Origin of the sequence: uncultured Chloroflexus sp. (assembly GCF_937129525.1) — a bacterium.
Taxonomy (GTDB): domain Bacteria; phylum Chloroflexota; class Chloroflexia; order Chloroflexales; family Chloroflexaceae; genus Chloroflexus.
This window is the reverse complement of the sequence record NZ_CAKZNK010000057.1, coordinates 49,939-64,747: the sequence shown is the minus strand read 5'-3', so window position 1 is coordinate 64,747 and position 14,809 is coordinate 49,939. Positions and strand designations below refer to the sequence as shown.

The window sequence follows — 14,809 nt, the reverse complement described above, 5'->3', positions numbered from 1 at the left end:
GATAGCCGATAGCCGATAGCCGATAGCCGATAGCCGATAGCCGATAGCCGATAGCCGATAGCCGATAGCCGATAGCCCCTCTGCGCGCTCTGCGGTCGATAAACGGTATAATGAAGGCATTCCGCTGTGACCCGGGTTGTTAACAGCCAGCAACTAATCATGGCCTTCAAATGCAGCGCCTGATCGCTACGCTCGTCACCGTTATCTTGCTTATCTCGCCAGAATCGCGGCTGCCGCTGGCAGTGGCGCCGCTCAACCCACCACCGATTCGCGTGCCTGCCTGTCCGCAGCCGACGTATCCCCATGCTCGAGCGCTACTGGATGTGTTGCCGCAGGCCGGCTATGACTGCACCGAACAGATTGCAGTGGCGCTACGGCCACGAGTCGACCGGGAACACGTCGTTGCGCTGTTAGACATTGCCAATGATCCAGCGTTCGATGCGCGCACTCGCCGCAATGCTTTGCGTATTCTGGGTCGTTTGGCCGAGAGCGGTAGGGCGACTCGCGCGCGCGAGATTATGAACCTGATGCAGGCTGCAACTCAGACTACGGCGCTGAACCTGCTCGTCCGCGATCACGACAATTTTCTGCTGCAAGACGCGGTCTGGATCCTTGACGGCATCTATTACCCGAGCTGGGCTGCCGCCTCAGCGCTCGAACGAGTAGCGCTTGCCAATGGTTACGCGCCGGCACTGCGTTACCGGGCTGCCCGCGCCCGCGCGCGGTTGATTGCGTTGGAACGGGGTCCGCCTGGCGACGCGACCCGGCAGTTTATCGCCACTGCGCTCGCCAGTGACGATCCTGGGGTGCGCGCGGCGGCTGCCGAAGCGATTAGCTTCCTGCGTGACGATCAACTGGGTGAATGGGCAGAGTGGCAGCGTTTGGTGGCTGCCGCTATCGCAGCTTCGCCACCGTTACAGGTAGCCGCCGATAGCGGAGATCCACGCGGCTCAGCGTTATTGACCTTCCTTGAAAGCACTCCAACCGAATTGACTGCGCAGGCGGCGCTAGCGCGCGCCGCCGATCGGTTGGCCGGTGAATGGAACACCGCGCCTCGTTTGAACGCTCTGCGGTCAGCATACGAAGAACTGGCGCTCCCGATCACAATTGCCACGCCGACCGTCTTGCTCCGCGCCGGCCCTGCCGACACTGCCGGTAGCGCTACGCTACTGACCGTGGTCGAAGATGCTTACCTACAGGCCCGGCGGCTGCTGGGATCGGCAGGCGCTGCGCCGATCCCTGACGAAGAACACCTCCCGCTGCGAGTGCTCATCTTTCCGTCCCAGGCCGCTTATCGCGACTATATGCGCGCATTTACCCCATTCACTGTTGATGCTGATGGCATCTACGATGCGCAGCAGAGCACTCTTTACAGCTATCGGCGCGGCGTCGGGCAGACAGCCAATACGCTGGAAGAGACCCTTCGCCACGAGACGGCCCACGCGGTTACAGCGGCCTACCTCTTTCCTGGTTCGTGGTTGACTCCTGGCTACCACGCTGAACCAAAAGGCTGGTTCGACGAAGGCTTCGCCGAAGTCCTGACCGCGCAAGCGCAACCAGATGGGCCACTGCAACCACATTCCCGCCATCTCGCCACGATCTGCGCCGCGCCACTCAAACCGGCGCTAATCGACTTGGTCGCGCGCCGTGATGGTTACGACCAGTACGGCAGCTTCGACTACCCGGCAGCCTGGGCGCTGATGCATTTTCTCCTTACCGAACGACCGGAAGCCGCCGAGACTTTTATCGCCGCATGGCGCAATCAAACGTACCGCTTCAACGATTGGCCCCGGCTCGGCGGCTGGCCTGATTGGAATGCTGCTGAAACTGACTGGCACGCCGCTATCGAGCGCTGGTGCGCCCAACCTGCTCACACAAGCGAGCGTCAGACCCCGGATCGCATATTGCCAGATCCATCAACATAGGCGTAAGCCATGCGTGGCGTATTCCAGGCCAGCCCAACCTGACCGGCTGGAGTGAGCACAATCACTCCACCCCGACCGCCGGGTACCAGTTCGGCAAGCAGATGGATCCCACGTTCAGCCGCCACCTGCGGACTCATCCCATCTTCGAGCAGCTCAACGACACGTCGGGCCAGCGCCACCCGGGTAATCGACTCTCCCCAACCGGTGCAAACTGCTGCGCCGACCGAGGTGGCGTATAGGCCGCAGCCGATCAGCGGCGTATCACCAACCCTTCCCGGTAGCTTGAAGGGTGTGCCACCGGTGGAGTTCGCCGCCACCAGGTCACCATTCCGATCGAGCGCGATTGCGCCCACAGTGTCATGCCCGCTAGATGGCGGCGGTGGCACAGCGCCGCCGGCTTTCCATTCCAGCCACAGTTGCCGTTCGCGCTCAACGATCAGCTCTTCGTTGGCGCACAGCGACATCCCGGCAGCGAGAGCAAACTCCTCGGCGCCTGGCCCAACCAGCATCGTTGCCGGGCCGGTGAGTACATGACGGGCCAGGGTAATAGGATTGCGAATGCGGCGCAGGCCGGCAACCGCGCCGTAACGCAACGTTTTGCCGTCCATCAACGCGGCATCGAGTTCGACTGTTCCGGCGCTGGTGAGCACCGAGCCGGTGCCGGCATCGAAGATTGGATTGTCTTCCATCACCCGGACGGCAGCTTCAACCGCATCGAGCGCGCTACCGCCAGCTTGCAGAGATTGCCAGCCGGCGGCGCGGGCCGCTTCGCAGCCGGCCACATGCGCCGCCACCTGGTCATCAGGAATCGCCCACGCTCCACCATGCACGATGAATGCCATCAATGAATCGGTTGCCACAGTTCACCTTCCCTATCAGCCTCACAGCTACGGCGTCGCATCTGCGCGAAAACAAAACCGCCGCCATAATGGCGGCGGCTGGTACCTGGTGGAGCCAAGGGGATTCGAACCCCTGACCTCAACACTGCCAGTGTTGCGCTCTTCCAACTGAGCTATGGCCCCGAGCTGGTGGAGGTGAGGGGATTCGAACCCCTGACCTCGACAGTGCGATTGTCGCGCTCTTCCAACTGAGCTACACCCCCGCTCACGCCGTGTTATCTTACCACGACCGGCAGCGGATGTCAAACGACTTTTGCTGTATAGAAACCTTGCGCCACAACTGCAACCTGGCACAAGAGCGCGGTTGAGTCACATTGACTGCGGCGCGTAATTGCCGCAGTCAATGTGACCTCATTGGCGCCGAATCTACACGGTCACCGGAAAATAGTTGGCAAGTAAGTGCGGAAAGCTCCGTTCACCACCAGTGGCCCAATTGCGCGGGTATTGCCGGCTGCGTCACGAGCTGTAACGTAGATGCGATAGGGGCCTTGCGCAGCCAGCGGCACGACATACTGCCACTGCCCACCTTGCAGATCGGCAGCGCCGTTTTCAACCAGCCCATCAGGGCGCTCAACCCGCACGGTGATGCCAGTCACTCCAACAGCGTCGGCATACGTCCCACCAATCACGACGCTGTTGGCCAGAATGGTCGGGGTCGATTGCAACGACGCCAGCAATCCCGCCGTAACGGTTGGAGCCACCGTATCGATCACATAGGTGAATTGCCGGGCCAGACCGCGATTACCGGCCAGATCGATGGGTGTTATACGGAGTTGCTGTTCGGCCTCAGCCACTCCCTCGCGAACCGGCAGGGCATAGCTCCAGTTGCCATTCTCATCAACCGCCACTTCTTCACACTGGAAACCGCGACCGTCGTTCTGATTGACGCAGATCTCAACGGCCAAAGCGTAACGTTCATCCTGCACGCGACCGTCAAGCTGCACCGTTCCAACACTGACCGAACCCATCCCCATGCGCGCAACACTGGCATCGCTCAAGATCAGTTGCGGCGCATTCGCATCCACGACTAGATCGACCGGATCACTCCAATCGCTCGTCTGACCACCAGCGTCAGTAGCGCGGGCGCGCAGTCTGACCGACGTTCCATCAGCCGGCGCGCCAATGTTGACTTCACATTGCCATTCGCCATCGTCTGGCGTCGGATCGGTGCATAGCGTGATCGCGGGCGCACCCGTGCCCACTTTCACTTCGAGTTCAATCTGCGGCACATCCGACTCGTCCCACGCTTCCCCGATAACCGTGACGATGCCGGTTTTTACGTAGGAGGTTGGATCGTTCATCGCCACGTACACCGGCGGTTCGATGTCAACCGGATGATCGGTGAAGAACCAGTCAAGTGCGTAATCAAGGCCGGTTGAGTCATCGTGGAATGAGATGTCCGCCGTGGCCCATTCTTCATCCTCACCCGCCTCGCGCGCAATCTGGCGATCGACAATGCCGACAAACGTCGCCGTTCCACTGGTATTCGGCGCAATCGTGCCCAGGTTCAAAAACTGTTCGTAATAGGGTATACCGTTGACCTCAACGCGATTGCCATCCGGCAGGCGCAGCGCGCCCCAGTTGACAATCCATGCCCGCACATTTTCCGCCGGCGCTTCACCCACATTTTCATAGTGGATCGTGTAGGTGATCACCTGGCCTTCGAACAACGGCGGGTGCAGGTTGTCGATTTCCGTCAACCCGATGCTGCCCACATGATTTGACTCGTCAAGCAACTGCCCTTGCTCGTCGATCAGCTCATCGGTAAAGATCGAGTAGATCGATCCGGGTGGCGTGGACGTGATCCTGAAGCGCACATCGGCAACAACCTGTCCCGCGCCAGGGCAAACTCCATTGCCCAGATCATCCCATGCGATCACGTTGGTTAACGTGACCTGGTTCTCAATCTCTTCACTGCTGCGGCTGTTGAGCACCTTTGGACTGGTGAGCGGATTGTTGGCCGGCATTACGGCCCAGGTGCGCAGACTGTCCTCTTCAGTGGCATAGGCAACGAGACGCATCGGTGTACTGGCCGGATTGACAATGTTCAGCGTTGCAAACGGTAGATAAGCTTCAAACAAATCAGGTTGAGCCGCATCGCTCCACGCCTGCCACGAGCCGCTCACCGCAACCCAGTTTGAGCCGTTCCAGTGCAGCAAGCTGATGTTCTGGAGATCGTCAACCCGCAGCAGATAATCGGGCGCAAATCCGGTCGGCAACCGCAGGTCAGGCTGACCGGCAGGCATACCCTGAGTGTAGACAGCACCAGCGCCGCCGGTAGCAGTGTCGAGATAGATATAGAGATCCTCGCTCACGCCCCAGATTGCGCCCTGCCAGGCCAGTCGCATTGCGCGATCATCCCAACCGGCGTAGAGCCGTTGCACCGCATGCGTCGCGGCCAGCTCGCTCGCCCGACGGGCCAGCGCGCTGTTCTGTCCAATCAAGGCGCATGCGCCATTGATCCAACCTGTAGCAATCGCCCGTTCCGGCGCGGTTTGACCCGTTTGCGAAATAGCGTCAGGCGTCAACGCGGTATCGTAGATGATCGGGCCAAAGGTTTGGATGCGCAGATTACCATTTGCATCCTCTTGCGCGAGATGGGCGTAGAGAATGCTTCCTTCGGGCGGAGCTGGCAGATCGTGGCTCCCCGCGCCGGCGCTGTACGGCGTTAACGTAGCCAGATTCGGTTCACGCTCAACGCTCCAACCGGCGCGGAAGGTCACCGGGTTGGCATTATCGCTTCCGGCTGCCCACTCCATCCGCAAACCGGCGCCGCTGTCGCGCACAATGTCGCCTTCGCTCAATGTTCCGCCGCCGATAACTCGCAATGTTACGGTTTGCGCTGCCGGTGGCGTTACGTCTACTGTCATCGGCTGATCATCAGCGCTAATCGTTCGCCCGGCTGCGTCAGTAGCGCGCAGATCCATCGTGAATGACCAGTTGTCAGGATCGCTGGGCGGGTCAATAATCGGTACCCACCAGCGTCCGCCGATGGCGGGATCGGGCGTTGCGGCAATCCAGGTACTGCCGTCGAATGATGCCTGCACACTGGTGATAACGCCGGTATCTGACACCTGAACGGGCAAGGCCAGCGTATCGCTCAATGTATTGGCAGTGGTTACCACCGGAGTGGCAAAGCCGATGGCAGTTGGCGCAGCCGTATCAACGAACAGGGTGATCGCGCGCGTGACGAGACGATTGTTCTGATCGGTGAGCTGCACTTCGAGCGCGTAGCGTCCCTCAGCCGGCGGTGTCCAGGTTGCGCTGAAGGAGCCGGTGGCATCACCTGCCCAGTTCTGTTCGAAGATCTGGCCGCCATCTATCAGAACGCGCACTCGACTCAATCCGTTATCCGCTCGCGCATTGCCTGCTATCGAGATCGCGGCAAGGGTCGTGTGAACATTACCGACCGGTGAAGTCAAGAGCAGATCGAGCGCCGATGCGGGTGGCGTGATTGATTGCGGCGTGCCGCTGCCGTTGCGCCCAAGTGTATCCTCAGCGGTTGCCGTGCCGCTATAGGTTATGTGCCCATTCACGATGTAGGTCACATCGCGCCCGTAGAGCAAGTTTAGTTCGTCGCCAAGCCGTCGCCAGGCCGGAGGCTGATAGTAAACCAGCTCGTCGTTCTGCTCAAGAATGGTGCCGCCAGGCGTTGGACAGTTCACCGTTTCGCTGGCAAGGTTGATGTCGCGAATCTGGCAGGTGATCGTCGTGCGAGCAAGCGCGCCGCTCCCCTGCTGCGCTACCGTCACCGTGACCTGCGGCCCCCGCAGATCGACCATACCGCGCCAGACGATCAGGCCATCGCGATCCAGCGCGCGATTGCCGAGCGCGTCAGTTGCGCGCATTGCCAGGGCATACATCCCATCGAGAGATCCTGATACCGGCAGATTCCATGCGCTGGAAGCCACGCCAGGCGTAGCCAGAGCGACACTTTGCCAGACGCGATCAGCCGCCGCGCGCAGATAGCTCACTTCATCTGCCGCAAGAGCGTAGTCGTACAGATACATTTCGTCGAGCTGGCCGGTAAAGCCACCTAGCCGACTATCGGCAGCGGGCAATCCGCCAGCCGCGCACGGCGTTGTCGCCGCCACAACGCCATCGTCATAAACGGTCAGCGCCGCGCCATCATATGTAGCCGCTACGTGTTGCCAGCCGGCGCCGGTGAGCGTAAACGAGACTGCGCACGCGCCGCTATTGCCACGCAACTGCGCGCTGGTGGTAGTCAGCTCGAAGTAACCGGGCTGACCAGCCTGGCCTCGTTCAAAGATACGCTGCGTGCCGTTGATCCAGGCTGCCACACCAAAGCCGCTGAGGTCGCCAGACCAATCGGCAATGACCAGGGTCTGGGTATTGTTCATTTGCAGGCCCTGCCCGATACGCCCATCAGTCACTACCTGCGGACAGGTTGCGCCGCTACACGATGCGATCAAAGCCGCATCAACTGCATTGGCAAACGCCTCGCTTCCAATCGGTTCTTCAAACTGCAAGCGCACTGCTGCCCCATCCAGCGCATCGGCCTGTTCGAGCGGCAACCAGACAGCTTCAACGGTTTGTACGCCACTCGCCACTGAGCCGGTATCGGTAACAAGACCGGTCAGCGCCAGCGTCGTGGTGATGCGTTCACCCGGATCAGAAGTCATCGCCAGCGTTGGCGGGGTTGCATCGAGACGCAGCAGGGTTGGTCGTTCAATGGTCTGCGCGTTACCGGCTAGATCGGCAGCGCGGAGCGTGACGGTGTAGACGCCGGTCGGTGGCGTCACCCTGCCATCAACCCCACCGCCGGTAGTCAGACGGTAATTGTGCTGCCATGCGCCACCACTGGCCGTCACCTCTTGCGCCAGACTGGTTACTGCATCGGCGCTGGCCGGCAACAATTCCAGCGTGAGCTGCGAGCTACCGCTCGCCGCGTCACTCAAACTACCCGCCAGCGGGAAGATCCAGCCGCCGCGCGCGTCGAGCGCAGGTCGGGCGATCGCCATCGGAACATCCGGCGTTAACGTCAACGTCGGCGGAGTGCGATCGAGCAAGAAGGTGACCGGCGCGCTCGGCACTCCCTGATTGCCGGCGGCATCACGAGCGCGGACACGCAATGTGTGCGAACCTTCAGGCAGACTGCCCATATCGATCGTGGTTGCCCACGTTGCGCCGGGTGATACTTCCTGCCAGGCGCCGCCATTGAGACTGATTTCAACCTGTTCCACCGGATTGGTGTCGGTAATCACTCCACTGACAACCAGGCCGCTACTGGCGTTGACTGCCGGCACATAACTGCCACTGGTGAGCGAAACGATGCTGGCTACCGGTGGCGTGTTGTCAACTATCAGTCGCAACGGCGTTGGCAGGGTGCCGCTATCGAGCAGATTAGCCTCTTCGCCAACAAGCTGCGCTTGCAGCGCGCCGATCTGCGCGCCCCCATCGCTCAGCCCTGCCGGCGCAATCACGCACGGCTGGCCGGTGGCGCATGCCAGCGCCGGGAGCAGGCCGGCAGGCGCGTCGCTCAACCAGGCAAAGCGTTGCGGCGCGCCGAGCAAGCGATTTTGACCATCAATAGCCTGATAGATCAGATGCGCGCGATTGTCGATCCGCGCGCCGGCGGCGACGACAAAGTGATCGGCAGCCGCCGCCACCACCGGACGGGTCAACGCTGCATTCCCATCTGAGAGTAGCATCGCCTCGTCAAACACAGTCGTCCCAGCCAGGAGCCGACCGACCACCGAACCGTTGCGCGCATAGACGGCCAGGGTTCGTCCGAAGGCTGCGCTATGGGCTAGCGCGGGCAGCGTTTCATCGTCAGACGTGGCTGTGAGTTGAGTTGGCGCGCTTGCCCCAACACTGTCGATCCGTGTTAGCCAGATGTCGCGTTGCGACGCCGCGCCACGCTCGTAAGCGACAACGTATGTCTCGCCCGCTGCCACTGCCGCTACCGCGCTACCGGCCTGCATATTGCTATCCAGCGTGAGCTGCGAACCGCTCAGCGCGCCGCCAGCAGTGATGCGCTGAGCGCGCAAGACACCATTATCGATCCAGGCCACCACAAAATCGGCGCCATTGCTGGCAACTGCCGGCGCGACACCGTTGCCGAGATTGATCGGCGCCGCAGCCGAACTACCGGCAATCCGCGCCGCATTGATCGCGCTGCCATTCTGCCACGACACCAGGCAGGCGCCGTTGAGACAGGCAACCGACGGTCGCGTACCGGCGCCAACATTCACTGGCGCCGGAAGATTGTTGGGCTGGGCGGCAACAAACCTGACCTGGCCGCCACTCGCCGTTACCAGCGCGTATGGCGCGGCTGCGCCTGGCGAGGCTGCTACCGCCGCTGCGCTAACGGCAGCCCCGGTTTGCTCCACAAAAGCTGGTTCCAACCAGCGCGCCGTCTGGTTACCACCTACACTATACTGCGCAACTGCGTCAAGCACGAATGGGCCTTCGGGCGCGTCTGCGGGCACCGTCAGATTGGTGACAATGCTCTGCTCTTGTCCTGGCAGCAACTCAAACGACTGCGCCGGCAGGCTGGCGCGGGGAGTGTTTACCCAGACCGCGCCCCGCAACGGACGGCCATCCGGAGGAAGGTAGCGCAGCGTTACCGTATACGTCAATGACTGACCGGGATGGACAACAAGATTGTCATCGCTGACCGTTGGGAAGACACCAATTGGCGCCTGCGGCGAAACCATGGTTGTCGGCGCGCTAGACGGTGCGGCTTCGGCCACTGCCGCCAGCGCCATCTGCGCCCCGACTTCGGCTTGCGGCAGGGCGCGGTTGAACAACCGGGCCTGAGCGAGCACGCCGATGAAGCGCTGCGGGGCGTACTGGCGATCGCCCAGACGCAACTCGTTCTGACCCCAATCGACATCGCCAATCGCGCCGGCCCCGTAGTACGTATGCGCCGGATTGCCATTCAGGTAAGTCGTAATCGTGCCGCGATTGTAGGTAAACGCCACGTGTGTCCACTGATTGAGTGGCGCAATCGCGCCGGTATTGATCCAGACCCAACCCGGATTGGCATTGGCAAAAGCCCACTGGATTGTGCCATCGGGGAAGCGAGCAATTTCATACTCACCTTCGCGATTGATCAAGATGCCGTTTACATTGGCGGTAGGATAGATCCAGACCGCAAATGTCATCTCTTCCGCCATGCGGAAGCGCTCATCACTGATCACCAAAAACTGGTTGCCATCGAAGCGGGTGCCGGTTCGCCCCGCCAGCGTTACGCCGGCAGTAGGACAAACGCCAGCCGGACAACCGAAGGCGACTCCGCCGGCCACGTCAGCAAACGTGGCACTCAACGGCCAGTCGCCAACGCGCGACCGGATCGCGACCGAACCACCCTGATTGAGCCAAACCGCATCCGAAGCGCCATCGCCACGCGAGTCGGCTGCTAACGGACTGGTGCGGATCAGCAGCGATCTGCCGCTGACTGTAACCAACTGACCGTTGATCTCTTGCGCGTCGCTCAAACCATCGCCATCGGTATCGACGCGGGTGGGATCAGTTCCCCAACGCGCTTCGGCCAGATCATTCAAACCATCGCCATCGGTATCAGCCACGCGCGGGTTGAAACGCATCCCCTCGTTAGCGCGCTGCGTCTCAAAGGCGTCACTCAACCCATCACCGTCACTATCCCAGGCGCCATCATTTGGATCGGCTTCGCGCCGCAAGCCATCAAAGTCAGCGTCAGGCAATGCCGGGAATGGCACATTGCCACCCCAATTCATGCGCGTGAATTCATCAAGTGTCGCCGGGAAGACATCAAACACTACGCTCTCGGCTAACCGGGTATTGTAGCGTTGCACATCATCATAGGCGCCACACCAGAGAAAGATACAACGCTTGTAGGGCAGGTTAAACGCTGTATTCATCCACAGCGCCGTTGAATGATTGATTCCTGCCGGGAAGGAGAAATCAACGTGGCGCGGATACTCACCCTGAATCGGTGGCCAGCCGGGTGAGACACCCAGATATTGCTCGTAGGTTGCCAGTGAAGCCTCCCCTGAAACGCGCTGTCGCGCTTGCCAGTCATTCCAGGGATTGCCAAACCAGCGATTGCCGATCCGGTTGGGATTCCAGGCCAGATTTGGGTAGATGATTGCGCTGAAACGCAGCGGATTCCAGGCGGTCATGCCTGCGGCAGGATTAATCAGGCCGAGATTGGTGTTACCAATAGTCGGGCGAACAGTTAAATACCGCGACTCGTCAACTACAAACCGGGCAATCTGCTGAAACAGCCAGGAAGAGAAGGAGGTTGCCCGGCCCAAGATCAACGAGAGGAACACTGAGAGAATAGCGTCAATGATCGTGATCACGGCCACGATGATAAAGCCGACCTTGGGAATGAACGTCAACGCAGTGAGGAAGACAATCCACGCCACTTGCAAAACGGTGGCAATAATCAGTTGAGCCAGCGCCACTCCCGACAACTGATTCGAGACGGCTTCATAGATTGCGAGGCCGATTGTCGCCACCACCAGCACACCACCAACAAAGATCGTGAGCGCAGCCGAAGCAGCCGTAATCTTCTGCAAGCCAAATTTGGCAATCAAGGCCAGATCGATGCCATTCTTGACTATTGTCGCCACCGATGAAGTCACGTGAGCGACCAGTTCCATGCCACCATTCAGCAACCAACGGTTGAGTTCAGGCGAAATCTGGCCGAGTTGCGCCGTCGCTGCCAGAATCAAACCCGTGACCAGCGCGGCAACTATCGCGCCCTGGATTGCGTCGCCGGCTTTGGCTTTAAAGCTGGTCATGAACCGGCTTGAAACAGCCCATGCCGCCGCAGCGCCGCGAACTGTGCTGATTCCCAGCGACTTGACTACGCCACCGATCATTTTCAGCACCGCGTTGGTATCAGAGCCTTGCGCCGATCCCAGCGCGGCAATCGCGTGCTTGAGCGCGCCGTCTCCTTGCGTTGCCAGCGCGGTGTTGATTTGGGCCAACGACGCATCGGGGCTGGCAAAACCGGCCATTGGCCGCTGCTCGCCATTTGCCACCAGCGCCATCACGCCCTGAATCAATACTGCCAGATAATTGCGCAAGACAACCAGTTGTCCTTCGCGAGTCTCAACGTCAGAACTGGCCTGTGCGTTATGGCGGTCAATAAACCGCTGAATCGTCTGTGTCGGCGACAGCGCGCGCCAATCGCCGCCGCTATATTCGTAGCCGGTCAGACTGAGATAGTTGGCAGTCTGCAACAACACCGCATCCTGCCCGCTCCAGGCCAGATTCATCGTCAAGACGGTATCTGACCACCACGCATTACCGCTACCCAGACTATCCATATTCAGCGCGCGGAAGGTCTCACTGCGCGCATGCAGGATTAACGGCTGATCCCAGGCCGGTATCTGCAACAGCAGATTGCGATTGAGTGTCGCGGCATCGCGCGCCAGACTCAGCGTATCGCTGCGGGTGTAGGCGCTGGTCAGAAAGATATTGGGCAAGCCCCAACGTTGCTCTGCCGAGACACTGCCGTTGCTCAGGCGATGGAAACGGCTGGCAAGCGTTGCCGGCGACAGATCGGCCCGCGCGCGCATAAAGCTCTGGTTGAGACCGTTAATCAACCCCAAGAGCGCATCGTCGCGCAACACTGCGTTGCCCTGCGCCTGCGGATCGGCTGCCAGCAACATGCCGCTTACGCCGTGCTCTTCGCGCACCTGAATGCCGGTGAGAAACCACGGTTCGCGGTCGTAAACATGAATCACACCCGGCTGATCGAAGCCATCCACATCATTCTTCATCTGCACTGCCCACACCAATCGCGCCCGATGCGCGTTGCCCCACGCCGGCGCGCCCTGGTAGAGCATGCGACCCGAAAACGCCACGCGCTGACCGGTCTGGTTATCGGTAACCAGACTGAGCGGCACATATGCCACAATCGTGCTGGCATCAGACTGGCGAATCGTGATCCCCTGCGCGCTCAGTAGCGGCGACGAGAGATTGCCATTGCCGTTGTTGGTGTAAGGTGGCAGGGTAGCGAACGAATTGGCCGGGATCGTGATTTCCAATAAAGGCAAGATTTGGATGTCGTCGGTGCTGTAATTGCGATCCTGTACCTGCCCGGCGCCATCATGCGGCCAATCGAAGCGGCTCTGTGCATACCAGAGCTGAACGGGGTTCTGCGGACGCACCTGAATATCAACTGCTACCAGCCGGTTCGTGGCCAGATTATCGAACTTGAGCCACAAAGCGCGGTCGCCGTTGAAAGCCGACTGGTTGATAGAATGAGTTAACGGCGAGAGATCGAGCCGATCTGGTACACCATCGTTATCGTCGTCGTAGTCAAAAGCGTTAGGCGTGCCATCGCTGTCGGTATCGCGCGCTTGCAGCGCATTGCCAACGCGGATAACTTCAAGACTATCCAGCACGCCATCGCGGTTTGTATCCTGGGCAAGTGGATCGAGCTGCCAGTCGCGTCCGTTGTAAGCAAAACCAACCGCCTCGGCGAAATCGCTCAAACCGTCACTATCGGTGTCGCTCTCGAGACGGTTTGTGCCGAGAAACTGCTCCTGAAAGTCGGTCAGACCATCGCCGTCGCTATCGCGACTATCTTCGACCAGCGTTGCCGGCGCGCTGCCCAACGCGGAGGCGGCCTGAACGTTGAGCGCGGCCAGGCGCGCCGGGCCATCGCCGGCAACTTGCGCATTCGTGCCGAGTAAAGCTTCCTGAGCGTCACTCAAGCCATCGCTATCGGTGTCGGTCGTCGCAGCGCCGCGCGCCTCGCTCAGCAGCACATCGGCGATCAATCGCGCCGACGCCACTCCAGGCGGCAACTCCACTTCGCTCGATTGCGCGCGCTCCAGCGCTTCCTGTGCCTGTCGCTGCTGCGCAATCTGCCCGGCCACTTCAACCTGCATCGCATGAACACGCTGCGCCGAGAGCAAGGGGCCGCCAACCAGCGCCACAATCAGCGCCGCAGCCAGCATATTGGCTAATCGCCGCGAACCTCGCCAGCGGATCAGAAGAAGAGTTGCGCTCAATCCGGCTACCAATGCAATCGCAAACGGCAACACCACGTCGCTCATCGCCTGCAATGATACGAGCCACTGTTGCCAGAACAACGGCAACTCACCCGGCGGCAAAGGGCCAAATCCGGCAAAATCCATCATCAACTGAGCGCGGCTGGCCGGTTGGTCGCCACTGGCCGGCATATTCAGATGCAAGATTTGGCGCACCGGCAACCCGCTATCATTCACCCACACTTCGCCCGCGCCCCGCAAGCGCGTATATTCCTCGGTGGGACGCAACTCGACGCCGGGGGGCAACCGATTGGCCTGTTGCAAGGCTGCCTGCTGACGCTCGCGCAGATAGCGTTCGAGCGCAACTCCATCAAGCTGGAAAGCGTAGCGCGTGACCAGGCGACCATCTACCTCCTGCGTGCCCAGCAACTGCACATCGCGCGCCGCATTCAAATACCCCAGCGCATCACCACCAGGAGCGTAGAGATCGCCGAGACCACTATACTCTTCCCAGGCGCCCTCTCCCTGGCGAAGCAGCGTTTGCCCGGCAGTGATCCGCATAGTCACGCTGCCCTCGCCGGTCATAACATTCCCACCCTGCGTCCACAAACGCAGCTCGGTAGTCTCTTCCGGCAGATTTGCCTTGCCTTGCAGGTAAATTTCCTGGCTTTCCGGCGGGCGGCCAGCATTGACCGGCGAAGTGACCGGATCAGTCACAATCGTTGCCGTGGCCTCGAACCGGTACGTGCCGGTGCTAAGGGCGCGTTGCCAGGCGGCGCGAATGGGATCGGGATTGACAACCGGATAAAGACGCGCTGCAATCAGCAGCAAGAAGAGCGCAATCAACGCAATGGAAAGAACGAGGAAGAAACGGCGTTGCAAACGCATAGTGGCAACCTCCAACATGTCTGGCGATGACTGGTTAGGCGACGAAACTGTAGCGAAATGACCGGGTATGATGGGGCGCGACTTCCTGAGAGTTTCTTCGGCTTTTCACGGCGCCTGATCGCAGAGCATCTGCCAGCAT

General features: G+C 60.5%; 3 protein-coding genes and 2 tRNA genes. 1 reads left to right on the top strand and 4 read right to left on the bottom strand.

The features are described from left to right. The first annotated feature begins 170 nt into the window (after nucleotides 1-170). Entirely contained in the window at nucleotides 171-1,925 is a 1,755-nt protein-coding gene (locus tag Q0650_RS06480) for a collagenase (RefSeq protein ID WP_298817091.1), read from the top strand. Here the strand turns inward: Q0650_RS06480 and Q0650_RS06475 are convergent. From Q0650_RS06475 to Q0650_RS06460, 4 genes are all read right to left on the bottom strand, one after another. Next, nucleotides 1,886-2,767, bottom strand: coding sequence for an isoaspartyl peptidase/L-asparaginase family protein (locus tag Q0650_RS06475; RefSeq protein ID WP_298817095.1), 882 nt, complete (start codon nucleotides 2,765-2,767; stop codon nucleotides 1,886-1,888). The genes Q0650_RS06480 and Q0650_RS06475 overlap by 40 nt on opposite strands. Nucleotides 2,768-2,871: 104 nt before the next feature. Then, a tRNA-Ala gene (locus Q0650_RS06470) sits at nucleotides 2,872-2,947 on the bottom strand. A gap of 4 nt (nucleotides 2,948-2,951) precedes the next feature. Further along, nucleotides 2,952-3,027: transfer RNA gene (locus Q0650_RS06465), tRNA-Ala, on the bottom strand. 171 nt (nucleotides 3,028-3,198) lie between these two features. Next, nucleotides 3,199-14,670, bottom strand: a complete 11,472-nt coding sequence (locus tag Q0650_RS06460) for a LamG-like jellyroll fold domain-containing protein (protein ID WP_298817089.1) — start codon at nucleotides 14,668-14,670, stop codon at nucleotides 3,199-3,201. Between the last annotated feature and the right edge of the window lie 139 nt (nucleotides 14,671-14,809).